The 22349-nt window shown below is 55.8% G+C and carries 22 protein-coding genes; 17 read left to right on the top strand and 5 right to left on the bottom strand.

What is annotated here, in order from left to right:
* The first annotated feature begins 4 nt into the window (after positions 1-4).
* Positions 5-1543 (top strand): murein biosynthesis integral membrane protein MurJ, encoded by a 1539-nt coding sequence (murJ, locus tag NP77_RS17490; protein WP_003849898.1) that lies wholly within the window; start codon positions 5-7, stop codon positions 1541-1543.
* Positions 1544-1851: 308 nt separating this feature from the next.
* On the opposite strand, the gene flgN is transcribed toward murJ, so the two are convergent.
* From flgN to flgA, 3 genes are all read right to left on the bottom strand, one after another.
* Positions 1852-2283 carry a flagellar export chaperone FlgN gene (gene flgN / locus NP77_RS17495; RefSeq protein WP_003849895.1) on the bottom strand — a complete coding sequence of 144 codons (432 nt, stop codon included), beginning with the start codon at positions 2281-2283 and terminating at the stop codon, positions 1852-1854.
* A 5-nt stretch (positions 2284-2288) separates the two neighbouring features.
* Positions 2289-2597: a flagellar biosynthesis anti-sigma factor FlgM gene (gene flgM, locus NP77_RS17500; RefSeq protein WP_003849894.1), complete on the bottom strand. Its 309-nt coding sequence runs from the start codon at positions 2595-2597 to the stop codon at positions 2289-2291.
* A 105-nt stretch (positions 2598-2702) separates the two neighbouring features.
* A complete protein-coding gene (flgA, locus tag NP77_RS17505) occupies positions 2703-3362 on the bottom strand; it encodes a flagellar basal body P-ring formation chaperone FlgA (RefSeq protein WP_008925924.1) in 660 nt (219 codons plus the stop codon).
* A gap of 154 nt (positions 3363-3516) precedes the next feature.
* Here flgA and flgB point away from each other — a divergent pair, with 154 nt between their 5' ends.
* From flgB to flgL, 11 genes are all read left to right on the top strand, one after another.
* Complete coding sequence (gene flgB, locus NP77_RS17510) at positions 3517-3930, top strand: flagellar basal body rod protein FlgB (protein WP_003849889.1); 414 nt, start codon at positions 3517-3519, stop codon at positions 3928-3930.
* 2 nt (positions 3931-3932) lie between these two features.
* The gene (flgC, locus tag NP77_RS17515) at positions 3933-4337 is read left to right on the top strand and encodes a flagellar basal body rod protein FlgC (RefSeq protein WP_003849888.1); all 405 of its coding nucleotides are present in this window, start codon (positions 3933-3935) and stop codon (positions 4335-4337) included.
* Between the two features lie 12 nt (positions 4338-4349).
* Positions 4350-5024 (top strand): flagellar hook assembly protein FlgD, encoded by a 675-nt coding sequence (flgD, locus tag NP77_RS17520; protein WP_003849885.1) that lies wholly within the window; start codon positions 4350-4352, stop codon positions 5022-5024.
* A 26-nt stretch (positions 5025-5050) separates the two neighbouring features.
* On the top strand, positions 5051-6307 hold the full coding sequence (gene flgE / locus NP77_RS17525; RefSeq protein WP_003849884.1) for a flagellar hook protein FlgE: 1257 nt from the start codon (positions 5051-5053) through the stop codon (positions 6305-6307).
* Between the two features lie 20 nt (positions 6308-6327).
* Positions 6328-7083: a flagellar basal body rod protein FlgF gene (locus NP77_RS17530; RefSeq protein ID WP_008925926.1), complete on the top strand. Its 756-nt coding sequence runs from the start codon at positions 6328-6330 to the stop codon at positions 7081-7083.
* A gap of 17 nt (positions 7084-7100) precedes the next feature.
* Positions 7101-7883 carry a flagellar basal-body rod protein FlgG gene (flgG, locus tag NP77_RS17535; RefSeq protein WP_003849881.1) on the top strand — a complete coding sequence of 261 codons (783 nt, stop codon included), beginning with the start codon at positions 7101-7103 and terminating at the stop codon, positions 7881-7883.
* A gap of 60 nt (positions 7884-7943) precedes the next feature.
* A complete protein-coding gene (locus tag NP77_RS17540) occupies positions 7944-8654 on the top strand; it encodes a flagellar basal body L-ring protein FlgH (RefSeq protein WP_008925927.1) in 711 nt (236 codons plus the stop codon).
* A gap of 9 nt (positions 8655-8663) precedes the next feature.
* Positions 8664-9773: a flagellar basal body P-ring protein FlgI gene (locus tag NP77_RS17545; protein WP_003849879.1), complete on the top strand. Its 1110-nt coding sequence runs from the start codon at positions 8664-8666 to the stop codon at positions 9771-9773.
* On the top strand, positions 9773-10735 hold the full coding sequence (gene flgJ / locus NP77_RS17550; RefSeq protein ID WP_003849878.1) for a flagellar assembly peptidoglycan hydrolase FlgJ: 963 nt from the start codon (positions 9773-9775) through the stop codon (positions 10733-10735). The genes NP77_RS17545 and flgJ overlap by 1 nt, the downstream gene beginning before the upstream one ends.
* A 123-nt stretch (positions 10736-10858) precedes the next feature.
* Positions 10859-12508 (top strand): flagellar hook-associated protein FlgK, encoded by a 1650-nt coding sequence (flgK, locus tag NP77_RS17555; RefSeq protein WP_039661011.1) that lies wholly within the window; start codon positions 10859-10861, stop codon positions 12506-12508.
* Between the two features lie 14 nt (positions 12509-12522).
* On the top strand, positions 12523-13488 hold the full coding sequence (gene flgL, locus NP77_RS17560; RefSeq protein WP_039661012.1) for a flagellar hook-associated protein FlgL: 966 nt from the start codon (positions 12523-12525) through the stop codon (positions 13486-13488).
* 399 nt (positions 13489-13887) lie between these two features.
* Here the strand turns inward: flgL and rne are convergent, their stop codons facing one another.
* On the bottom strand, positions 13888-17340 hold the full coding sequence (rne, locus tag NP77_RS17565) for a ribonuclease E (RefSeq protein ID WP_039661014.1): 3453 nt from the start codon (positions 17338-17340) through the stop codon (positions 13888-13890).
* Between the two features lie 573 nt (positions 17341-17913).
* Between rne and rluC the strand changes: the two genes are divergently transcribed.
* Complete coding sequence (rluC, locus tag NP77_RS17570; RefSeq protein WP_003849873.1) at positions 17914-18870, top strand: 23S rRNA pseudouridine(955/2504/2580) synthase RluC; 957 nt, start codon at positions 17914-17916, stop codon at positions 18868-18870.
* Positions 18871-18883: 13 nt separating this feature from the next.
* On the opposite strand, the gene NP77_RS17575 is transcribed toward rluC, so the two are convergent.
* A complete protein-coding gene (locus NP77_RS17575; RefSeq protein WP_039661015.1) occupies positions 18884-19471 on the bottom strand; it encodes a nucleoside triphosphate pyrophosphatase in 588 nt (195 codons plus the stop codon).
* Positions 19472-19611: 140 nt separating this feature from the next.
* Here NP77_RS17575 and yceD point away from each other — a divergent pair, with 140 nt between their 5' ends.
* From yceD to NP77_RS17595, 4 genes are read left to right on the top strand one after another with little or no spacing between them, the layout of a single operon-like run.
* Positions 19612-20133: a 23S rRNA accumulation protein YceD gene (yceD, locus tag NP77_RS17580; protein WP_039661017.1), complete on the top strand. Its 522-nt coding sequence runs from the start codon at positions 19612-19614 to the stop codon at positions 20131-20133.
* Between the two features lie 14 nt (positions 20134-20147).
* Entirely contained in the window at positions 20148-20318 is a 171-nt protein-coding gene (gene rpmF / locus NP77_RS17585) for a 50S ribosomal protein L32 (protein WP_003849870.1), read from the top strand.
* Positions 20319-20343: 25 nt separating this feature from the next.
* Positions 20344-21384: a phosphate acyltransferase PlsX gene (plsX, locus tag NP77_RS17590; RefSeq protein WP_003849869.1), complete on the top strand. Its 1041-nt coding sequence runs from the start codon at positions 20344-20346 to the stop codon at positions 21382-21384.
* Positions 21385-22338: a beta-ketoacyl-ACP synthase III gene (locus NP77_RS17595; protein ID WP_003849868.1), complete on the top strand. Its 954-nt coding sequence runs from the start codon at positions 21385-21387 to the stop codon at positions 22336-22338.
* Positions 22339-22349: the final 11 nt, after the last annotated feature.

Below are 22349 nucleotides of genomic sequence, written 5' to 3' on the forward strand. Positions count from 1 at the left end.
AATTATGAATTTGTTGAAATCGCTGGCAGCGGTCAGTTCTATGACCCTGTTTTCCCGCGTACTGGGCTTTGCCCGTGATGCCATTGTGGCGCGGGTGTTTGGCGCCGGAATGGCGACCGATGCGTTCTTTGTTGCGTTTAAACTGCCCAATCTGCTGCGGCGTATTTTTGCTGAAGGTGCATTTTCTCAGGCTTTCGTGCCGATTCTGGCTGAATACAAAAGTAAGCAGGGCGAAGAGGCGACCAGACTCTTCCTGGCTTACGTCTCGGGCCTGCTGACGCTGGCGCTGGCGCTGGTCACCGTGGCGGGCATGATCGCTGCGCCCTGGGTCATCATGGTCACGGCGCCCGGCTTTGCTGACAGTCCCGATAAGTTCGCGCTGACCAGCTCGCTGCTGCGGGTAACCTTCCCCTACATTATGCTGATTTCGCTGGCGTCGCTGGCGGGTGCGGTACTCAACACCTGGAACCGTTTCTCGGTGCCAGCCTTTGCGCCGACTCTGCTGAACGTGAGTATGATTGGTTTTGCGCTGTTTGCTGCGCCGCACTTCCATCCACCGGTGATGGCGCTGGCCTGGGCCGTGGTGGCTGGCGGCGTACTGCAACTTGGCTATCAGCTGCCGCACCTGAAGAAGCTGGGGATGCTGGTGCTTCCCCGCCTGAATCTGCGTGATGCGGGTGTCTGGCGGGTTATGCGTCAAATGGGGCCTGCCATTCTGGGCGTTTCTGTCAGCCAGATTTCCCTGATCATCAATACCATTTTCGCCTCGTTCCTGGTCTCAGGTTCAGTCTCCTGGATGTACTATGCTGACCGTCTGATGGAGTTTCCCTCTGGTGTGCTCGGCGTGGCGTTGGGCACTATTCTGCTGCCATCGCTGGCTAAAAGTTTTGCCAGTGGCAACCATGATGAATATTCCCGACTAATGGACTGGGGTCTGCGCCTGTGCTTCCTGCTGGCCCTGCCCAGCGCCGTAGCCCTGGGTATGCTCTCCGGCCCGCTGACCGTGGCACTGTTTCAGTACGGTAAATTTACCGCTTTTGATGCATTGATGACGCAGCGTGCCCTGATTGCTTACTCTGTCGGCCTGATGGGACTGATTGTGGTTAAAGTGCTGGCACCGGGCTTCTATTCCCGTCAGGACATCAAAACGCCGGTTAAAATCGCGATTATTACTCTGATCATGACGCAGGTAATGAACCTGGCGTTTATTGGTCCGCTGAAACATGCCGGTCTGTCACTGTCGATTGGTCTGGCAGCCTGTCTCAATGCGTCGCTGCTTTACTGGCAGTTGCGTAAGAAGAATATCTTTAACCCGCAGCCAGGCTGGAGCAGCTTCCTGATCCGCCTGCTGGTCGCGGTGGTGGTCATGGCTGGTGCACTGTTCGCCATGCTGCAGTGGATGCCCGCATGGGAGCAGGGCCCGATGCTGTGGCGACTGCTGCGTCTGGCGGCGGTCTGTGCAGTTGGCGGCGGGGCCTATTTCCTGGCGCTGGGGCTGCTGGGCTTCCGGTTGCGCGACTATGCTCGGCGCACGACTGTGTAAGGTTTGCAGCCATGAGAAATTCAATGTGCAGGGAACGGGGGCATAGGAGGAAAGCGTCCCACGCCATGGACAAAAACGCCGGGAGCGTTTTTGAACAACGCGAAGCGTTGGCCCGGCAACGGGCGCACCTCAGGGATGAGGTGCGTAATCGCGTGGGCCGAGCGTGTCATGGATGACAGCTTTTGCGTCTTTCCGATCTGACCCGGTTCCCTGTACAGGCACAATCTCAAAGCGAATCGTGATAAAGAAAATAACGCACCAATAAAAAAATCCCGCACCTGGCGGGATTTTTTACGCTACTTTTCGACTCAGGCTTTACGGCTTAACGTCGCCTGGCCTTTACCCATCCCATCCGGGCCATAAAAGGCCTGCGTCTGATGCGGCTTCAGCACTTCAAGTGCATTTTCGGTGTAACGAATCTGATGTTGCAGCAGCAGGCCATTGTGGACATTGGCATCCTGCAGACGACGGGAATGCTGCTGGATCGTATCCCAGCGGCGAGCCATGTCGTTCTGACCACGATAAGGTGCTGATGTCGCCTGACTCTGTTCAGCGGCGCGACGCATCTCATCCAGATAGTTGAGCGTACTGAGCAGCGCGCTTTTATCTTCGGTGATACGCTGCAGCAGGTTGCTGTTAATGCTGCCAGCTGCCAGCTGCTGCTGCTCTTCTTCCAGCACGGCTGACAGCGATGCCAGCACGTCCTGCATCTTATCTAATGTGGTCTGCAAATTACTCATGGGAATTAGTTACCCTCTAAATACGCCTTGGTGTCGGCAATCAGCGCATCGGCGATTTTGCCGGTATCCATCTTCAGTTCGCCATTACGAATGGCGGTTTTCAGTTGTTCAACGCGCTCGACGTTAATATCTTTGCTGCTCGGCTGCATCAATTGCGCCTGCGCGCTGCTCAGGCTGACCTGGGCTGCTGCAGGGGTCGTGGCGGCTGCCACCGGGCTGGCGCTCTGGCGCACTTTGCTGTTACCGGACTCACTGCTATCGCGGCTCTGTACGGTGCTGGCGGGTTTCAGCGGTTGCGTTCTGTCAATGCTCATATTCGGGCTCCTGTACGGTCAGGGGGAAGTCTGCCACCTGAATCATAATAGCGTTATCGCTTTGTTGATTCTTCTATCGGCAGCACTTAGGGCTTCTTTAACACTTTACAGCGTTATAAGAATATTCCCATCCTCCCGGACCTTACCGCTGACAACCTGGCCATTTCCCATACGGACACGGACCGACTGCGAACGGGCGGCATTGTTCAGCGCCTTGCCCTCACCGCTGGCGTCAAATCCATCACCGCTGGCAATCACCATCACATTCTGACCCGCCTTAACCCGCCACGGCTGACGCAGCGTGGACGGATTAATCGGCTGTCCGGGCTGGATATCGCGCAGCACCACAGCATCGGCGACCGAGTCCGCATTCAGCAGGGCGCGGGCGGGCAGGGTGTCCAGGCGGCCGGTCTGCAGCGTGAAATCGCTCTCGCTAACGCTACTGCCCTGACTCAGCAGCCGGTTCGCCACCAGATAAGAGCCGGTGACCTGGACCTGTACCTGGATATAACGGCGATTCTCACCGCAATTTGCCGCCACGCTCATATTGCCCCACAACCGGCTGTTGCCGGGCAGCGTGAACTGTGGCGCCTCACAGGCTGGCCACTGTTCTTTCGGCGTGCGAACCACTACGACCATGCCAGCAGCATGCTGGGCGTCACGCGCTTTAAAAAATTGATTCAGTTGTGCATTGAGATCCCCGGCAGAAGCTGGCAGGGCAATCACGACCAGCAGACTGGTCAGCAGGGTCAGATATCGACGCATTGTGCATTTCCTCACTGATGATGGCGACGAGTGTAACCTTTAAGAAAAATCCTCAATTGTCAAAATAGCGGCCATTTAAGTCGCTATTCAGACGATGACGTCTTGCTTTTTCAAATTAAGCTGCGAGCTCGAAATTCTCATACGCGGAGGAAACATGCTCGACAAACTGGATGCGGCGCTGAAATTTGGTACGGAGGCCCTCAACCTGCGTGCTCAACGTCAGGAGATCCTGGCGTCAAATATTGCCAACGCCGATACCCCTGGATATCAGGCCCGGGATATCGACTTTGCAAGCGAGCTGAGTCGGGTGATGTCCAATGGTCGTGCGGAAGGCAGCAGCATGGCGCTAAAAGTCACGTCAGCCCGGCACATTGAAGCACAGACAAACGGCGCACCATCGATGGATATGCTTTATCGCATTCCCGATCAGCCTTCTGCCGACGGCAACACCGTAGATATGGACCGTGAGCGTACGCAGTTCGCGGATAACAGCCTGAAATATCAAACCGACCTCACCCTCATCAGTAGCCAGATCAAAGGCATGATGAGCGTGTTACAAGGGCAATAATTATGGCCTTGCTGAATATTTTTGACATTGCCGGCTCAGCGATGACCGCGCAATCACAGCGATTAAACGTCAGTGCCAGTAACCTGGCGAACGCCGACAGCGTCACCGGCCCAGATGGTAAGCCTTATGTTGCTAAGCAGGTGGTCTTCCAGACCGATGCGGCACCCGGCTCCGCCACCGGCGGTGTGAAAGTGGCAAAGGTCGTGGATGATCCCACACCCGCGAAGCTGGTGTATGACCCGGGCAATCCCATGGCTGATGCCAAAGGCTACGTGAAGATGCCGAACGTGGATGTGGTTTCTGAAAGCGTCAACACCATGTCGGCGTCACGCAGTTACCAGGCCAACGTTGAAGTGCTCAACACCGTGAAGTCGATGATGATGAAAACCCTGACCCTTGGGCAATAACGGAGAAAATTTATGGCTATCGCGGTAGGCGTTAACGACAAGCTGGACCCCACGGTTCTTAGCTCTTCTAACACCAGTGGCACGGGCAACAATGCACAGGATCTGCAGAACCAGTTCCTGACCATGCTGGTGACGCAGTTAAAGAACCAGGATCCTACGAATCCTATGGATAACAGCCAGCTCACCACGCAGCTGGCACAGATCAATACCCTGAGCGGCATTGAAAAACTGAATACCACGCTGGGATCGATCTCCGGCCAGATCAACACCAGCCAGTCACTGCAGAGCTCCACGCTGATTGGGCATGGCGTAATGGTCAATGGCGGACAGATTCTGGTTGGCAAAGGCACCACGACGCCATTTGGCGTTGAACTGGCCTCTGCCTCAACCGGCGCAACCGCCACCATTACAGATGCCAATGGCTCGGTAATCAACACCGTCGATCTGGGCGCGCTGAGCGCGGGTGTGCACACCTTCTCGTGGGACGGCAAGCTCACCGATGGCTCCGTTGCGCCAGATGGTAAATACAGCGTTGCGATTGCCGCAAGCAATGGCAACACACAACTGGTGGCACAACCGCTTAACTACGCCTACGTCAATGGGGTGAGTACAGCGAACAACACCACAAAACTGGATCTCGGCACCATGGGCTCCGCCACCCTTGACGACGTACGTCAGATTCTCTGATTAACCTGTAGACAGGAAACAAACACATGTCATTTTCCCAAGCGGTCAGCGGCCTTGGTGCTGCTTCAAGTAACCTTGATGTCATCGGTAACAACATTGCTAACTCCGCCACTGCGGGCTTTAAATCGAGCACCATCGCGTTTGCCGATATGTTTGCCGGTTCTAACGTCGGCCTCGGCACCAAAGTCGCTGCGGTAATCCAGAACTTTAACGATGGCGCGACCACCACCACCAGCCGTGGCCTGGACGTTGCGCTGAGCGGTAACGGTTTCTTCCGTATGACCGACAGCAGCGGCGGCGTCTTCTATTCACGCAATGGCCAGTTAACACTGGATGCCAACCGTAACCTGGTCAACACCCAGGGTCTGAACGTGACCGGCTATCCGGCCAGCGGTTCACCGGCTACCATCCAGGCAGGTGCTAACCCGGTTGCACTGCGTATTCCTACTGAGCAGATGCCCGCCCGCGCGACTACCACCGCCGGTCTGGTTGCCAACCTGAACTCAACGGATACCACGCCATCCGTGCCTACCTTCTCGACGGCGAACGCAGACAGCTACAACAAGAAAACCACGGCCACCGTGTTTGACTCGCAGGGTAATGACCACGCGCTCGACATGTATTTCGCGAAAGACACCGCCAGCAACAGCTGGACCGTGCGCACCATTGATGCCAATACCGGCCTTTCAGCGGGCGATTTCAGAATGGCGTTTGACACCAGCGGTAAGCTGACCAGCGTCTCTAAACTGAATGCAAACGGTACGGTAGCGAGCACCACCACCGATGGCACGGTTGGCCTGACGCTGAACGTGGGCGGTGCCAATGGCGCGGTCGCCAATCAGCCCATCACTATGAGCATGCTGGGCAGCCTGCAGCAGAACACTGGCGCCACCAACTTTGGCAGCCCGACCCAGGATGGTTATGCCCCTGGCGATCTGACCAGCTACGCGATCAATAATGACGGCACCATCACTGGCAGCTACTCAAACCAGAAAACCCAGTTGCTGGGTCAGATCGTCCTGTCGAGCTTCTCGAACCCGGAAGGTCTGCAGTCGAAAGGCGATAACGTCTGGCAGGCGTCAAGCGCATCCGGTCAGGCAGCCATTGGTCTGGCTAACACCGGCACCTTTGGTTCACTGACCGCCGGCGCACTGGAATCTTCCAACGTCGACATGAGTAAAGAGCTGGTGAACATGATCGTGGCGCAGCGTAACTATCAGGCGAATGCGCAGACCATCAAAACTCAGGACCAGATTCTCAACACGCTGGTTAACTTACGTTAATTCGCTAACAGGATTGCCATATGGATCACGCGATATATACCGCGATGGGCGCGGCCAGCCAGACGCTGGATCAGCAGGCGGTGACCGCCAGCAACCTCGCCAACGCCTCTACACCGGGTTTTCGTGCGCAGCTGAATGCGCTGCGCGCAGTGCCGGTGAGTGGCTGGTCGCTGCCGACCCGTACGCTGGTCGCCGCCTCTACACCCGGCGCCGACATGAGTCAGGGCGCGATGGATTACACCGAGCGTCCGCTTGATGTGGCGGTGCAGCAGGATGGCTGGCTGGCGGTACGCACCGCTGACGGCAGCGAAGCCTACACGCGTAACGGCAATATGCAAATCAGTCCGACCGGTACGCTGACGGTTCAGGGCAATCCTGTGATGGGCGATGGCGGTCCGATTGTGATCCCGCAGGGTACGGAAATCACCATTGCTGCTGACGGTTCGATCACCGGGCTGAATGCCGGTGATTCCCCGAACGCCACGGTCCAGCTGGGCAAGCTGAAGCTGGTCAGGGCAACCGGGCAGGAGCTGCAGCGCAGTGATGACGGCATGTTCCGTCCTACTGCGTCGACGCAGGCGACCCGCGGAGCCGCGTTACAGGCGGATCCCACCATGCAGGTTATGCCTGGCGTACTGGAAGGCAGCAACGTCAAACCGGTAGAAACCATGGTCGATATGATCGCCAACGCCCGACGTTTTGAGATGCAGATGAAAGTCATCACCAACGTCGACGAAAATGAACAAAAAGCCAACCAGCTCCTGAGCATGGGCTGAGGCACGAGGATAACAACATGATTCGTTCTTTATGGATCGCTAAGACCGGTCTTGATGCGCAGCAGATGAACATGGACGTCATTGCCAACAACCTGGCAAACGTCAGCACCAACGGCTTTAAGCGTTCACGTGCCGTGTTCGAAGACCTGATGTACCAGACCATGCGCCAGCCGGGCACCCAGTCATCAGAACAGACGACGCTGCCATCGGGTTTGCAGATTGGTACCGGTGTCCGTCCGGTGACGACGGAGCGTCTGCATACTCAGGGCAACCTGTCGCAGACCAGCAACTCAAAAGATATCGCCATTAATGGCCAGGGGTATTTCCAGATTCAGATGCCGGATGGCACTTCGGCTTATACCCGTGACGGCGCGTTTCAGGTTGATCAGAACGGCCAGCTGGTGACCAACTCCGGCTTCCCGGTGCAGCCAGGCATTACCATTCCCGCTAACGCCACCAGCATTACGGTGTCGCGTGACGGTGTGGTCAGCGTGACGCAGCAGGGCCAGGCTCAGGCCGCGCAGGTCGGTCAGTTAACCCTGAGCACCTTTATGAATGATGCTGGTCTCGATAGCGTGGGTGAAAACCTCTACAAAGAAACACAGGCATCGGGCGCACCGACAGACAGCACCCCAGGCCAGAACGGCGCGGGTCTGCTCTATCAGGGCTACACCGAAACCTCAAACGTTAACGTAGCGGAAGAGCTGGTCACCATGATCCAGACGCAGCGTGCCTACGAAATCAACAGCAAGGCGATCAGCACTTCCGATCAGATGCTGGCGAAATTAACGCAGCTTTAATCCCGAACAGGGCCAGCCCGTGCTGGCCTGAATGACAGACATTAATAAGGTCGTGACACCGTGGCGAAGCAACAGATTCTCAAGCCTGGACATTGGTTAGTCGCCTCGTTGCTGCTAACTCTTAACGGATGTGCTCTGGTCCCGCGTACCCCGCTGGTCGAAGGTGCAACCACAGCGCAACCTATGCCGTCCGCGCCACCGGTGGTCAACGGCTCCATATTCCAGGGCGTCGCGCCGCTTAACTACGGCTATCAGCCGCTGTTTGAAGATCGTCGTCCGCGCAACATCGGCGATACCCTGACCATTACGCTGCAGGAAAACGTCAGCGCCAGCAAAAGCTCCTCGGCCAGTGCCAGCCGCGATGGCAGCAACAGCCTGGGTATAACCGGGGTGCCGACTGGTCTGGCCGGTCTGGTCGGTGCAGGTGGCGAAAAAGCCAATCTCAGCGCCGAAGGCAAAAACGATTTCGCAGGTAAAGGCGGCGCATCTGCCAATAATACCTTTACCGGCACCATTACCGTCACCGTGGACCAGGTATTGTCAAACGGCAACCTGCACGTGGTGGGCGAAAAACAGATCGCCATTAATCAGGGCACGGAGTTCATTCGCTTCTCGGGCGTGGTCAATCCGCGCACCATCAGCGCCAGTAACGCCGTGTTATCTACCGCTGTCGCCGATGCACGTATTGAGTACGTCGGAAATGGTTATATCAATGAGGCGCAGACCATGGGCTGGTTCCAGCGTTTCTTCCTGAACATCTCGCCGATGTAAGAGGTTTCAATGAAAAAGTTAACGCTGTTACGCGCCGGGCTGGCGCTGCTGCTGGGCGTCAGCCTGCTGGCCAAAGCCGATTTGATTCGTGATTTAACCACGGTACAGGGCGTGCGTGACAACCAGCTGCTGGGCTACGGCCTGGTGGTGGGTCTGGATGGCACGGGTGACCAGACCACCCAGACGCCATTTACGACGCAGACAGTGAGCAACATGCTGTCACAGCTGGGTATTACCGTGCCTGCCGGCACCAACATGCAGCTGAAAAACGTGGCGGCCGTCATGGTCACCGCCAAACTGCCTTCGTTTGCCCGTCAGGGACAGACGCTGGATGTGGTGGTCTCCTCGCTGGGTAACGCCAAAAGCCTGCGAGGTGGCACGCTGTTAATGACGCCGATGAAAGGGGTTGATAACCAGGTTTACGCGCTGGCGCAGGGTAATATTCTGGTCGGCGGTGCCGGTGCATCAGCAGGCGGCAGCAGTGTTCAGGTTAACCAGCTGAACGGTGGACGTATCACCGGCGGGGCAACCGTAGAGCGTGAACTGCAGAGCAACTTTGGTACGCAGAACACCATCAACCTGCAGCTTAACAGCGAAGATTTCTCAATGGCACAGCGTATTGCTGATGCAATCAACGCCCGTGGCGGTTACGGCGCGGCACAGCCGCTGGATGCCCGTACTGTGCAGATCCGCGTGTCACCTAATAATGGTGCGCAGGTGCGCCTGCTGGCTGAGATCCAGAACATTAATGTGTCGATTCCGGTAGAAGATGCCAAAGTGATCATCAACTCCCGTACCGGCTCAGTCGTTATGAACCGCGAAGTGACGCTGAATCAGTGTGCGGTAGCCCAGGGCAACCTGTCGGTGACGGTTAACCAGCAGCAGAACGTGAGTCAGCCTGATACACCGTTGGCCGGTGGTCAGACGGTCGCGACGACGCAGACGCAGATCGATCTGCGCCAGACCGGCGGTGCGCTGCAACGTGTTAACGCCAGCGCCAACCTGAACAACGTGGTGCGTGCACTGAATGCGCTGGGTGCGTCACCAATCGAACTGATGTCGATTCTGCAGTCGATGCAGAGTGCCGGCTGTCTGCGTGCCAAACTGGAAATTATCTGATGGCTGACATGCAATCTCTGACAAGTTCGGCTTTTGACAGCCGCTCCCTGAATGAACTGAAACGCCAGGCCAGCAACGATCCGAAAGCACATGCGTTGCAGGTCGCGCGTCAGGTCGAAGGGATGTTTGTACAAATGATGCTGAAGAGTATGCGCGAGGCGTTGCCGCAGGACGGGATTATGGGCAACGAACAGACCAAACTTTTCACCTCAATGTATGATCAGCAGATTGCACAGGAGATGGGTAAGCGCGGCCTTGGCCTGGCGGAAACCATCGTCAAACAGATGCAGCCTGCCACCGCGCCGGATGAAAAAGCCGGTACGGTGCCGATGAAGCTGGATAACAGCTTTATTCTCAGCACCAGCGGGGCAAAACCCATGGCCGCGGAGCAGCTGGAGCAGATTGTGCGTAAGGCGATGCCGCGTCTGCCGCCGGTTGCGTCACCCACAGGCCTGCCCAGCGACAGCCGCGAGTTTATCGCCCAGCTGACGCAACCGGCGCAGGCAGCCAGTCAGCAGAGTGGCATTCCGCATCACCTGATTCTGGCGCAGGCTGCGCTGGAGTCGGGCTGGGGCCAGCGTCAGATCCTGACCCGCGACGGCAAACCGAGCTACAACGTGTTCGGGATTAAAGCCAGCGGCGACTGGAAAGGCGACACCACCGATATCATGACTACCGAATATGAGCAGGGTGAAGCCAAGAAAGTCCGTGCCAGCTTCCGTGTCTACAACTCTTATTTCGAGGCGCTGACAGACTACGTCAAACTCCTCACCAAAAACCCACGCTATGCGGCGGTGACCAACGCCACATCCGCGGAGCAGGGCGCGCAGGCATTGCAGGCGGCAGGGTATGCCACCGATCCGAAATATGCGCAAAAGCTGGTGGGAATGATTCAGCAATTCAAAAGTATGGGCGACAAAGTCGTCAAAGCGTACAGCCAGGATATGGGTGACCTGTTCTGATCATTGCGCCTCAAGTTTCACTTAAGCAAGCCGATAACATCCCTATAGCCAGATGCGTTTTCGCCTGCTGGCGCCCACTTTGATGTCTGCCAGCCCGGTTAACGGGGAACGTAAGGAACCGAGATGTCCAGCATAATTAACTCCGCGATGAGCGGACTGAGTGCCGCGCAGGCCGCTCTGAGCACCACCAGTAACAATATTTCCAATTACACCGTGGCGGGCTATTCACGTCAGACCACGGTCCTGGCGCAGGCAAACAGTACCCTGCAGGGCAACAGCTATTATGGTAACGGCGTGAATATCACCGGTGTACAACGTGAATATGATGCATTTATTGCCACGCAGTTACGCGGTTCCAGCGCGAACTACAGCGCGGTAAGCACCCAGCACAGCCAGATTTCAAACATTGACGATCTGCTGTCGACTTCGACGACCAGCCTGTCAACCTCGCTGCAGGGCTTCTTTACTAACCTGCAGAACGTGGTCAGCAATGCCAACGACCCGTCAGCACGTCAGTCAATGCTCAGCAATGCACAGGGTCTGGTCAGCCAGTTCCAGACCTCGGCGCAATACCTGAACAATATGCAGAACAGCGTCAATGCAGACGTCGGTTCCAGCATCAAGCAGGTCAACACTATTACCAGCCAGATCGCCGATCTTAACAAGCAGATTGGCAAACTGAGTACCGCTAACGGTGCCACACCTAACGATCTGCTCGATAAGCGCGATCAGCTGGTGAATACCCTGAATAACGTTGTTGGCGTGACGGTGTCGCAGCAGGATGGCGGCTACACGGTTGCGATGGCGAATGGCCTGACGCTGGTAAACGGCGACAAATCTCACGATCTGGTGGCGATGTCTTCCAGCAGCGATCCGACACGCACTACTATCGGCTACGTCGATAAACAGGCGGGCAACGTCGAGATCCCGGAAAAGCTGATCACCACTGGTTCACTGGGTGGTCTGCTGGCATTCCGTAGTCAGGATCTGGATCTGGCGCAGAACCAGCTGGGTCAGTTAGCAGCTGCGTTTACGACCAGCTTTAACGATGTTCACAAGCAGGGCTTCGACAGTAACGGCGATCAGGGCGTTGATTTCTTTAATATCGGCAGCCCGCTGGTGGTAAGCAACAGTAAAAACAGCACCGCCGCCTCCGTTACCGCTGAATGGACCGATACCAGTGCGCTGAAAGCGACCAACTATAACGTCAGCTTTGATGGCACTAACTGGAGCGCCACCCGTGCCTCTGACAGCACCGCTGTGACCATTGCACAGGTTAAAGACGCCAGCGGCAACACCACGCTGAGCTTTGATGGTTTGAAGCTGACCGTTCCCGGCACGCCTGCACCGGCTGCTAAAGACAGTTTTCTGGTGAAGCCGGTCCAGAACGTGATCAACGACATGTCCGTCGCGATCACCAATGAATCTCAGGTGGCCGCAGCAGGTGCCGTTGGCGGTGAGAGTGATAACCGTAATGCACAGAAACTGCTGAATCTGCAGGATGCGAAGCTGGTCGGCGGCAACGCCACACTGTCGCAGGCTTACGCGACCATCGTCAGTAGCGTGGGTAACAAAACCAGTTCACTGCAGACTACCAGCGATACACAGAAAAGCGTGGTCAGTCAGCTGACTGAACGCCAGCAATCGGTCTCAGGCGTAAACCTTGATGAGGAGTACGCTAACCTGACTAAATATCAGCAATATTACATGGCCAATGCGCAGGTGCTGCAGACCGCCAGCACCGTGTTTAATGCATTGATCAATATTCGCTAAGGGCAGGAGATAACATGCGAATCAGTACAAATATGATTTTTGAGCAGCAGGTGCGTGGCATCACTGACTCACAGGCCTCCTGGCTGAAATCAGGCGAGGAGCTCTCCAGCGGCCGCCGTGTGAATAATCCTTCGGACGATCCCATTGCGGCGTCACGTGCTGTGGTGTTGTCACAAACCCAGCAGCAGGGCAAGCAATATGCGCTGGCGCGCACCTTTGCCGATCAGGGCCTGTCTCTGGAAGAGAATACGCTGAAAGGTGTCACCGATGGGATCATTGCGGCGCAGGGGCTGATCGTTAACGGTTCAACCGGTACCCTGAGCGACAGTGACCGCGGATCGATTGCCACTCAGCTGGAGGGCATTCGCGCTCAGTTACTGAACCAGGCAAACAGCCAGGATGCCAATGGCCGCTATATTTTTGCCGGTTATAAAACCGACAGCGCGCCGTTTGTTGATACGGCAGGCACCGGCGTCAGCTACACAGGCGGTACCGAGGCAATCACCCAGAAGGTCGACACCAGCCGAACCATGACCGTAGGGCATACCGGTGACAATATCTTTATGTCGATTTCCGGTAACGCTAAAAAAGAGCCGGATGGCAGCGCCAGCGAAACCAATGTGTTTACGATGCTGGATAGTGCCATTGCTGCATTGAAAGTGCCGCAGGATGATGCAGACGCTGCAACCAAACAGACCTTCCAGGATGCGATGGATAAAACCAACCGTGGCCTGGGTAACTCGCTGAATAATGTTTTAACGGTACGTTCTGAGATTGGTACTCAGCTTTCAGAGCTCGATACACTGAATGCACAGGGCGATGACCGCAGTGTGATCTATAGCTCGCAGATGAGTGACCTGGTTAACGTAGATTTAACCGAGGCGGCGTCCAGCTATACCATGAAGCAGACAGCCCTTCAGGCGTCGTACAAGACCTTTACTGATATGTCCAAGATGTCACTGTTCCAGATGAATTCGTAGTCTGACCTGAAATTTTAGGCGTACTTTAACCGGATGCGCTTACTTTTCCCCACTCTCCCGTTAAAGGAGGGTGGGATTTTTTTTGCCTGCGATTCGGTTGATGGCGGGCGGGAACATTAGCTTTTAAACCAGGTTCTGTGACAGCGGAAAATAATTCGCATGGTTATCCTGCTTTCACGTATTCACCGCACGGACTCCGGAATCACCCACCACAGCCCAATAGCCCAACAGCCCAACAGCCCAACAGCCTACCTGCCGAAATGCCGGAGTAAACCTTCGTTGTTGCCTGACGAGACCCCTGCAGAGACTGTTTATCCGTAATCCGGTTGGCGGGCAGAATTGCAGCCATAAAAAAACCCCGGCTTCAAGGCCGGGGTTCGGTTCACAACAGCTTATGCGTTACGGCTTGGTTGCCGGTGCAGTGGCCTGATGGGTGGCGCTATGCGCTCCTGCAGAACCGCGACCGTCGAACTCATACGGTGCACGCACCCAATCACTGTGCGGAGCCGGTTCTGACTGCCAGACTGGCGCAGGCGCTTTGGTCATTGGCGAAGAAGCAAAATGCTTCCAGCGTGTACCGTCGTTCGGTACAGCTGCAGCTGCTGGCACAGATGCGTCGGCAGGCAATGACACTGCAGGTTCGGTCGCCTTCACAGGTTCCGCCGGCGCGATATCACGTGCAGCAACCGGAGCATGAGGTTCACGAACCGGTGCTGTTTCAGACTCTGCTGCGACTGGCGCATTCAGCACTTCTTCAACCTCGGCTGCGATCTCTTCACTGACATCAGTGGCTGACTGCTCAGCAACGTCCGCAGGCTGTTCAACCTCTGATGATTGTGCAACCTCTGCAGGCTGTACCGTCTCAACAGCAGGTGTCATAACCGGCGCTTCAGTGACGGGTTCAGCAGGCACGGCTTCAGCCGCGACAGCGTCTGCTTTCACTTCATCGGCAGCCGGAACCACAGAAGGCTGTTCGTCAACCGGGGCGTCAATAGCACGGGTATCATCAGTGTTGACGACCGGCACTGGCGTTTCTGCCTGCGGCTCAGCATGCTGCACTGGCGCGTCCTGCACACCCGATTCCACAGCGGCAGCCACGGGCAGGGCATGGGTAGCCACTGCTGTTTCTTCCGCGCTGTACGCGGGTGTCTGGTGTGTCACATTCTGCACCTGCTCTTCGCTGGCCTGGCTCACCGGATAGCGAATCCAGACTTTACCAGAGGCCATCTCGGGAGACGCTGCTGCTGCGGCCAGAGGCATGGCTGACTGCGTCGGGTAACGCTCATCACGGTAACGACGACGACGCTGTCCGCTCACACGCAGATGGCGTGGCGAACGACGTGAGCGACGTGGCATATTGGCGTTATCACGGTTGTCGTTGTCATCCTGTTCGTCACTCTGCTGCGGCTGGAACTCAGGCTGCGGCTGTGCAACTTCAGCTGGCTGAGGCTGACGCACTTCGGCAGGCTGGACAAAGTCGCTGGCTTCGGCTGGCATAGGTTGACGATTATCATCAACACGCACCTTCTGGTTCAGCTGACGCGGCTTACGACGCGGCATAACCTGTACGCGCTCATCATCCTGCACCTCGGTCGCGTCCGGGGCTTCTGCGACCACTGCTGGCTGCTCAGCTACTTTGGCGGCTTCTTCACCGGCGCGTTTCTCTTCCTGACGACGACGCTGACGTTCAGCGCGCTGTTCACGGCGCTGTTGCTGCTGCTCATCACGCTGCTGGCGCGCTTCTTCGCTCAGTGCCGGACGCTCTTCGCGTACTTCACCTGACTGAGACTCGCGCTTGTTGCGACGGTTGTTATTATTGCCCTCGCGCGGCTCACGATTTTCACGTGGCTCGCGGCTTTCGCGCGGTTCACGGCTCTCACGCGGTTCACGACTTTCGCGAGGCTCACGGCCCTCACGCGACTGTGCGTTATCCCCGTTACGCGGCGTACGCTCACGACGATTGTTATTGCGACGGTTGTTATTGTTGCTGCGTCGTTCGCCACGACCGTTGTTGTTTTCCTGCTCACCTTCAGGCGCTTTTTGCGGTTCAGCAACCTCAGCGGTCACAGGTTTAGCAGCAGGCGCTTCTTCGCTGGCAAACATTTTTTTCAGGCCGCCAAGCAGACGCCCGAAGAAACCGGTGCTGGCCGTCGCAGGTGCAGCCACCGCAGGTTTAGCTTTTGCCGCTGGCTGAACTTCAGCACGCTGCGCTTCCGGCTCAACTTCTACCGGAGCCGGCGGTGCATCAGGCATCACAAACGCGGCCAGAGCAGGCTGCTCAGGACGACGACGCTCTGCATGCTCTTCTTCCGACGGCATCGCCATTTCGGCTTCGTGCAGCTTCGGCAGATGATAGCTCAGGGTCTGGGTCTCTTCGCCTTTACGTACGCGCAGCACGGAGTAGTGCGGGGTCTGCATCTTGTCATCAGGAACGATGATTGCCCGCACGCCGCCCTGGCGTTTTTCAATCGCGTTGACCGCTTCACGTTTTTCGTTCAGCAGGTAGGAGGCAACCTGAACCGGAACAATAGCGTGAACTTCTTTGGTGTTGTCTTTCAGTGCTTCTTCTTCAATCAGACGCAGAATCGACAAAGCAAGTGACTCGTTATCACGGATGGTGCCGGTGCCGCTACAGCGTGGGCAAACGTGATGACTGGATTCACCTAATGATGGGCTCAGGCGCTGACGGGACATCTCCAGCAGGCCGAAACGCGAAATGTGGCTGATCTGAATACGGGCGCGGTCCTGACGAACAGCTTCGCGAAGACGGTTTTCAACTGCGCGCTGATGGCGTACCGGCGTCATATCGATGTAGTCGATAACGATCAGGCCGCCCAGGTCACGCAGGCGCAGCTGACGGGCGATCTCGTCGGCCGCTTCAAGGTTAGTGTTGAACGCCGTCTCTTCGATGTCACCGCCGCGCGTTGCGCGTGCTGAGTTGATATCGATCGCGGTCAGCGCTTCAGTGCTGTCGATGACAATCGAGCCACCGGAAGGCAGGCGGACTTCACGCTGGAAAGCGGATTCGATTTGCGACTCAATCTGATAATGGCTGAACAGCGGGATTTCACCGGTGTAGAGCTTAATTTTGCTGCTGAAGTCCGGACGGCCCAGCGCAGCAATATGCTGACGCGCCAGTTCCAGAACCTTTGGATTATCGATAAGAATTTCACCGATGTCCTGACGCAGATAGTCGCGGAAAGCGCGGACAATCACGTTACTCTCCTGATGAATCAGGAACGGAGCAGGACGGTTTTCAGCGGCTTTCTTGATCGCTTCCCAATGCTTAAGACGGAAGCTTAAATCCCACTGCAGCGATTCGGCCGATTTGCCTACGCCGGCGGTGCGGACAATCAGTCCCATGCCTTCCGGCAGGTCAAGCGCCGACAGCGCTTCTTTTAATTCGGTACGGTCGTCACCTTCGATGCGGCGAGAGATACCGCCTGCACGTGGGTTATTCGGCATCAGGACCAGGTAGCTGCCCGCCAGAGAGATAAAGGTGGTCAGCGCAGCGCCTTTGTTGCCGCGTTCTTCTTTATCAATCTGAACAATAACTTCCTGGCCTTCACGCAGTACGTCTTTAATATTCGGACGACCATGCGCGTTATAGCTGGAGGGGAAGTATTCGCGGGAGATTTCTTTTAACGGGAGGAAACCGTGACGCTCTGCGCCGTAATCGACAAACGCAGCTTCAAGGCTGGGTTCAATGCGCGTGATTTTACCTTTGTAGATGTTGGCTTTTTTCTGTTCGTGTCCAGGACTTTCAATATCCAGATCGTACAGACGCTGACCGTCAACCAGGGCAACGCGCAACTCCTCCTGCTGAGTTGCGTTTATTAACATTCTTTTCATCGTGACTTACTCGTTATTCTTTCATGAGTGATTACAGCTGCGGGCATAATTACCCTGGACGAGTATCAACCGATGGCCCCGTGACTTAGTGCAATGTCGTCAACCTCACGGCTGTCGACCGCGCGAGGGGCGCAAATAACGTCGGTGGCCTGTTTTTCATAAGGGAAAACAGCACCAGATAGTGGAAATGCCTGAGAGAATAAAGAAAACCCGTGCATCCCATACTGCTGTCCAGGCCGCAACCCGCAGCCCGCTAAGTGCCTGATTTCGCATTACGTCTTACGCCATTGCTGCGTGTCTGCTCAATCCGGCAAAATGACAATTTCGCTCGGTTTCTGCCCTGAAATGCATCAGTTAGGAAACTCAGGCATTATTCCATTGCTAACCTTCATATAGCAAGGCGACTTTAGCCAGCTTGTGAAGTTTCTTTACATTTAACGCGTTAATGTGTCCGACAATGCAGCGCTTTGCTGAAAAAGCCAGCAGAGAGGCGACTTGTCGTCACACCAACTCCTGAGTTAAGCACAGAAAAAGGGGTGGCGCTATCAGGGGACACTATTTAGAATCGCCGCCATGAAAACAGAGAATCCCGGCGTACATTTTGTCGCCATCACGGCTGAAAATGCCGGACAACGCATTGATAACTTTTTGCGCACCCAGCTTAAGGGTGTGCCAAAGAGCATGATTTATCGCATCGTACGCAAAGGCGAGGTGCGGGTGAATAAAAAGCGCGTTAAGCCAGAGTACAAGCTGGAGGAGGGCGATGAGGTACGCATTCCGCCTGTTCGGGTAGCGGAACGCGATGAAGACGCTGTTTCCCCTAAACTGGCGAAGGTTGCCTCACTGGCTGATGCCATCCTGTTTGAGGATGAGTCGCTGCTGGTAATGAATAAGCCTTCCGGTACCGCCGTGCATGGGGGCAGCGGACTTAGCTTTGGCGTCATTGAAGGGTTACGCGCCCTGCGACCTGAAGCGCGCTTTCTGGAATTAGTTCATCGCCTCGATCGCGATACCTCAGGTATTCTGCTGGTTGCTAAAAAGCGCTCGGCGCTGCGTTCTCTGCATGAGCAACTGCGTGAAAAGGGCATGCAGAAAGATTACCTGGCTCTGGTGCGCGGTAACTGGCCCTCACATCTGAAGGTGGTTCAGGCACCGCTGCTGAAAAACATCCTGCAGAGCGGAGAGCGTGTTGTGCGCGTCAGCAGTGAAGGCAAGGCGTCGGAAACCCGCTTTAAAGTGGAAGAGCGGTTCGACTTTGCCACCCTGGTAAAAGCGAGTCCGGTCACCGGACGCACACATCAGATTCGCGTTCATACACTGCATGCAGGGCATCCCATCGCCTTTGACGATCGTTACGGCGAACGTGACTTTGACAGTCAGCTGGCCTCAACCGGATTAAAACGGCTGTTCCTGCACGCAGCGGCGCTGACCTTTACCCATCCTGGCACGGGCGAAGTAATGCGGGTCGAAGCGCCACTCGATGACGGGCTGAAGCAATGCCTGAATAAACTGCGTCAGATGAAGGCGTAACGGCTCTCCGGTATCAGTCCGTTAAAGGATTGATACCGGCCTGCTGCAACATCTCATTCAGCGCAATCAGCGGCAGCCCAATCAGCGTATTGGGATCGCGGCCCTCCAGTCGATCAAACAGACAAATTCCCAGTCCTTCACTTTTAAAACTGCCGGCACACTGCAGCGGCTGTTCTTTTTCCACGTATCCAGCGATTTCGGCGTCGGTTAAGGTGCGGAAATGCACCACAAAGGGCTCACAGCACTGCAGCAGTCTGCCACTGGCCGGATGAAAAAGGGCCAGACCGGTATAGAAGGTAATGGCTTTACCGCTGGCGGCATGCAGTTGCGCGCATGCATTCTCCGCCGTGTGAGGCTTTCCGGTGATCCTGCCATCCAGCACGCAGACCTGATCCGAGCCGATGATCCAGTGGCTGGGCCAGGTTTTTGCCAGCGCCTGCGCTTTTGCCACGGCCAGGCGTGTTACCAGCGCTTCGGCGGTTTCACCTGGCACGGGGGACTCATCAACCTCCGGCGCGGCGATCATAAATGGCAAGCCAAGCTTATGCAGTAAAGCCTGCCGGAAGGGCGACGTTGAAGCTAAAAGAATCGATGGTGTCATTTTTTTTCAATAGTGATAGCGAATTGGTGGCAGTCATTTTAAACTGTGCGCCGCACTGGATGCGAATAGTGGTTGAAAGATGCTGTTTAACGGCCTTTTTCTTTGACTCTATGACATTACAAAGTTAATATGCGCGCCCTATGCAAAAGGTAAAATTACCCCTAACGCTGGACCCTGTCCGCACCGCTCAGAAGCGCCTTGATTATCAGGGTGTCTACACATCTTTACAGGTGGAGCGTGTGGCCGAGTCGGTCGTTAGTGTGGACAGTGATGTGGATTGTGCCATGTCGTTTGCGGTTGATAACCAGCGTCTGGCGGTACTGACGGGTACTGCTGAAGTACAGGTGACGTTGCGTTGTCAGCGCTGCAACCAGACCTTTCCCCATCACGTAAAAGTGAGTTACTGCTTCAGCCCTGTCTCTTCTGAAGAGCAGGCCGAAGCATTACCGGAAGCGTACGAGCCGGTCGATGTCAACGAGTTTGGTGAGATCGATTTGCTGGCGGTTGTCGAGGATGAACTGATTCTCGCGCTGCCGGTCGTTCCGGTGCACGATTCTGAACACTGTGAAGTGTCCGAGGCGGACATGGTCTTTGGTAAACTGCCTGCAGAGGCGGAGAAACCAAATCCATTTGCCGTATTAGCCAGTTTAAAGCGTAAGTAATAGGAGTAAGGTCCATGGCCGTACAACAGAATAAACCCACCCGTTCTAAGCGTGGTATGCGTCGTTCGCACGATGCGCTGACCACTGCTGCTCTGTCAGTAGATAAAGTTTCTGGCGAAACTCATCTGCGTCACCACATCACTGCGGATGGTTACTACCGCGGTCGCAAGGTTATCGTTAAGTAAGTTTCTTGCTTAGCAAGGCGATACCTTGACACGTTTGACCCTGGCGATTGATGCCATGGGCGGGGACTTCGGTCCCTGCGTGACAGTGCCTGCAGCATTGCAGGCACTGGCCTCTCATTCGGAACTTTTCCTTCTTCTGGTCGGCAATCCCGACACCCTCATGCCATTGCTTGCCAAAGCGGATTCCTCCCTGACGGGGCGTTTGCAGGTTATCCCTGCCGAATCGGTTATTGCAAGTGATGCGCGGCCTGCTCAGGCCATCCGGAACAGTCGCGGCAGTTCAATGCGTGTCGCGCTGGAGATGGTCAAAGAGGGACGTGCACAGGCCTGTATCAGCGCCGGTAATACCGGTGCACTGATGGGGCTATCAACACTCTTATTAAAACCGCTGGACGGTATCAAACGCCCGGCGCTGATGTCCGTTTTACCGCACCAGCAGCAGGGTAAAACGGTGGTACTGGATTTGGGCGCGAATGTTGACTCAGACAGTGCCATGCTGGTGCAGTTTGCTGTGATGGGGTCGGTAATGGCTGAGCATGTGCTTGGTATTTCACGGCCCCGTGTCGCGTTGCTCAATATTGGTCATGAAGAGACTAAAGGGCTGGAAACTATTCGCGATGCCGCAGTAGTACTGCGAGAATCACCGCAAATCAACTATATTGGTTACCTCGAAGGCAATGACCTGCTTACCGGTAAAACGGATGTGATGGTCTGTGACGGTTTTGTCGGAAACGTCACGCTGAAGACAATGGAAGGCGTGGTAAGAATGTTTCTTTCTCTGCTGAAGTCATCAGGGGAAGGTAAAAAACGGTCATGGTGGCTGACGTTGCTGGGACGCTTAATCCAGAAACGCCTGGCGAAGCGCTTCGGGCAACTCAACCCTGACCAGTACAATGGCGCTTGTCTGTTAGGATTGCGCGGAACAGTGATCAAGAGTCACGGCGCAGCAAATCAACACGCTTTCGCCGTGGCGATAGAACAGGCAGAGCAGGCGGTGAGGCAGCAAATTCCCGAGCGAATTGCTGCGCGCCTTGATGCTGTATTAGCCAGGAGTGACAAAGCCTAGATGTATACCAAAATTATCGGTACGGGCAGTTATCTGCCCAGCCAGGTTCGCACCAATGCCGATCTGGAAAAAATGGTGGAGACGTCGGACGAGTGGATTGTGACCCGTACGGGCATCCGTGAGCGCCGCATTGCTGCGCCTGACGAAACCGTCGCCACCATGGGATTCAGTGCGGCGCAACGCGCCCTTGAAATGGCCGGCGTTGACGCGAACGAGATTGGGCTGATTATTGTCGCCACAACCTCTTCCAGCCACGCCTTCCCAAGCTCCGCCTGCATGATCCAGCAAATGCTGGAGATCAAAGACTGTGCGGCATTTGACCTTGCTGCCGCCTGTGCAGGTTTTACCTATGCGCTGAGCGTGGCCGATCAATACATTAAAAATGGCGCGGTTAAACACGCTCTGGTGATTGGTGCTGATGTTCTGGCGCGCGCGCTGGATCCTGAAGATCGCGGTACCATCATCCTGTTCGGTGATGGCGCTGGTGCGGTCGTGCTGGGTCAGAGCGAAGAGCAGGGGATTATCTCAACTCATCTTCATGCTGATGGTCGCTATGCCCAGTTGCTGACGCTGCCTTATCAGGATCGTGCCCATCAGGATCAGCCTGCCTATGTCACCATGGCAGGCAACGAAGTCTTCAAAGTCGCGGTTACCGAGCTGGCTCACATCGTTGACGAAACGCTTCAGGCCAATAATCTCGATCGCGAAATGCTGGACTGGCTGGTGCCGCATCAGGCTAATCTGCGCATCATCAGTGCCACCGCGAAAAAACTCGGTATGACCATGGATAAAGTGGTCGTTACACTGGATCGTCACGGCAATACCTCTGCCGCATCGGTGCCAAGCGCACTGGATGAAGCGGTTCGTGATGGCCGCATCAAACCCGGACACCTTATTTTGCTGGAAGCCTTTGGTGGTGGATTCACCTGGGGTTCTGCGCTGGTTCGCTTTTGATTGACAGGAAC

It is taken from the genome of Pantoea sp. MBLJ3 (genome assembly GCF_000816655.1).
Classification (GTDB): Bacteria; Pseudomonadota; Gammaproteobacteria; order Enterobacterales; family Enterobacteriaceae; genus Pantoea; species Pantoea eucalypti.

Bases quoted from the DNA above. Each gene is read 5' to 3' on its own strand.
- murJ (WP_003849898.1), top strand. From the start codon at position 5: ATGAATTTGTTGAAATCGCTGGCAGCGGTCAGTTCTATGACCCTGTTT.
- flgN (WP_003849895.1), bottom strand. From the start codon at position 2,283: ATGAGTAATTTGCAGACCACATTAGATAAGATGCAGGACGTGCTGGCA.
- flgM (WP_003849894.1), bottom strand. From the start codon at position 2,597: ATGAGCATTGACAGAACGCAACCGCTGAAACCCGCCAGCACCGTACAG.
- flgA (WP_008925924.1), bottom strand. From the start codon at position 3,362: ATGCGTCGATATCTGACCCTGCTGACCAGTCTGCTGGTCGTGATTGCC.
- flgB (WP_003849889.1), top strand. From the start codon at position 3,517: ATGCTCGACAAACTGGATGCGGCGCTGAAATTTGGTACGGAGGCCCTC.
- flgC (WP_003849888.1), top strand. From the start codon at position 3,933: ATGGCCTTGCTGAATATTTTTGACATTGCCGGCTCAGCGATGACCGCG.
- flgD (WP_003849885.1), top strand. From the start codon at position 4,350: ATGGCTATCGCGGTAGGCGTTAACGACAAGCTGGACCCCACGGTTCTT.
- flgE (WP_003849884.1), top strand. From the start codon at position 5,051: ATGTCATTTTCCCAAGCGGTCAGCGGCCTTGGTGCTGCTTCAAGTAAC.
- NP77_RS17530 (WP_008925926.1), top strand. From the start codon at position 6,328: ATGGATCACGCGATATATACCGCGATGGGCGCGGCCAGCCAGACGCTG.
- flgG (WP_003849881.1), top strand. From the start codon at position 7,101: ATGATTCGTTCTTTATGGATCGCTAAGACCGGTCTTGATGCGCAGCAG.
- NP77_RS17545 (WP_003849879.1), top strand. From the start codon at position 8,664: ATGAAAAAGTTAACGCTGTTACGCGCCGGGCTGGCGCTGCTGCTGGGC.
- flgJ (WP_003849878.1), top strand. From the start codon at position 9,773: ATGGCTGACATGCAATCTCTGACAAGTTCGGCTTTTGACAGCCGCTCC.
- flgK (WP_039661011.1), top strand. From the start codon at position 10,859: ATGTCCAGCATAATTAACTCCGCGATGAGCGGACTGAGTGCCGCGCAG.
- flgL (WP_039661012.1), top strand. From the start codon at position 12,523: ATGCGAATCAGTACAAATATGATTTTTGAGCAGCAGGTGCGTGGCATC.
- rne (WP_039661014.1), bottom strand. From the start codon at position 17,340: ATGAAAAGAATGTTAATAAACGCAACTCAGCAGGAGGAGTTGCGCGTT.
- rluC (WP_003849873.1), top strand. From the start codon at position 17,914: ATGAAAACAGAGAATCCCGGCGTACATTTTGTCGCCATCACGGCTGAA.
- NP77_RS17575 (WP_039661015.1), bottom strand. From the start codon at position 19,471: ATGACACCATCGATTCTTTTAGCTTCAACGTCGCCCTTCCGGCAGGCT.
- yceD (WP_039661017.1), top strand. From the start codon at position 19,612: ATGCAAAAGGTAAAATTACCCCTAACGCTGGACCCTGTCCGCACCGCT.
- rpmF (WP_003849870.1), top strand. From the start codon at position 20,148: ATGGCCGTACAACAGAATAAACCCACCCGTTCTAAGCGTGGTATGCGT.
- NP77_RS17595 (WP_003849868.1), top strand. From the start codon at position 21,385: ATGTATACCAAAATTATCGGTACGGGCAGTTATCTGCCCAGCCAGGTT.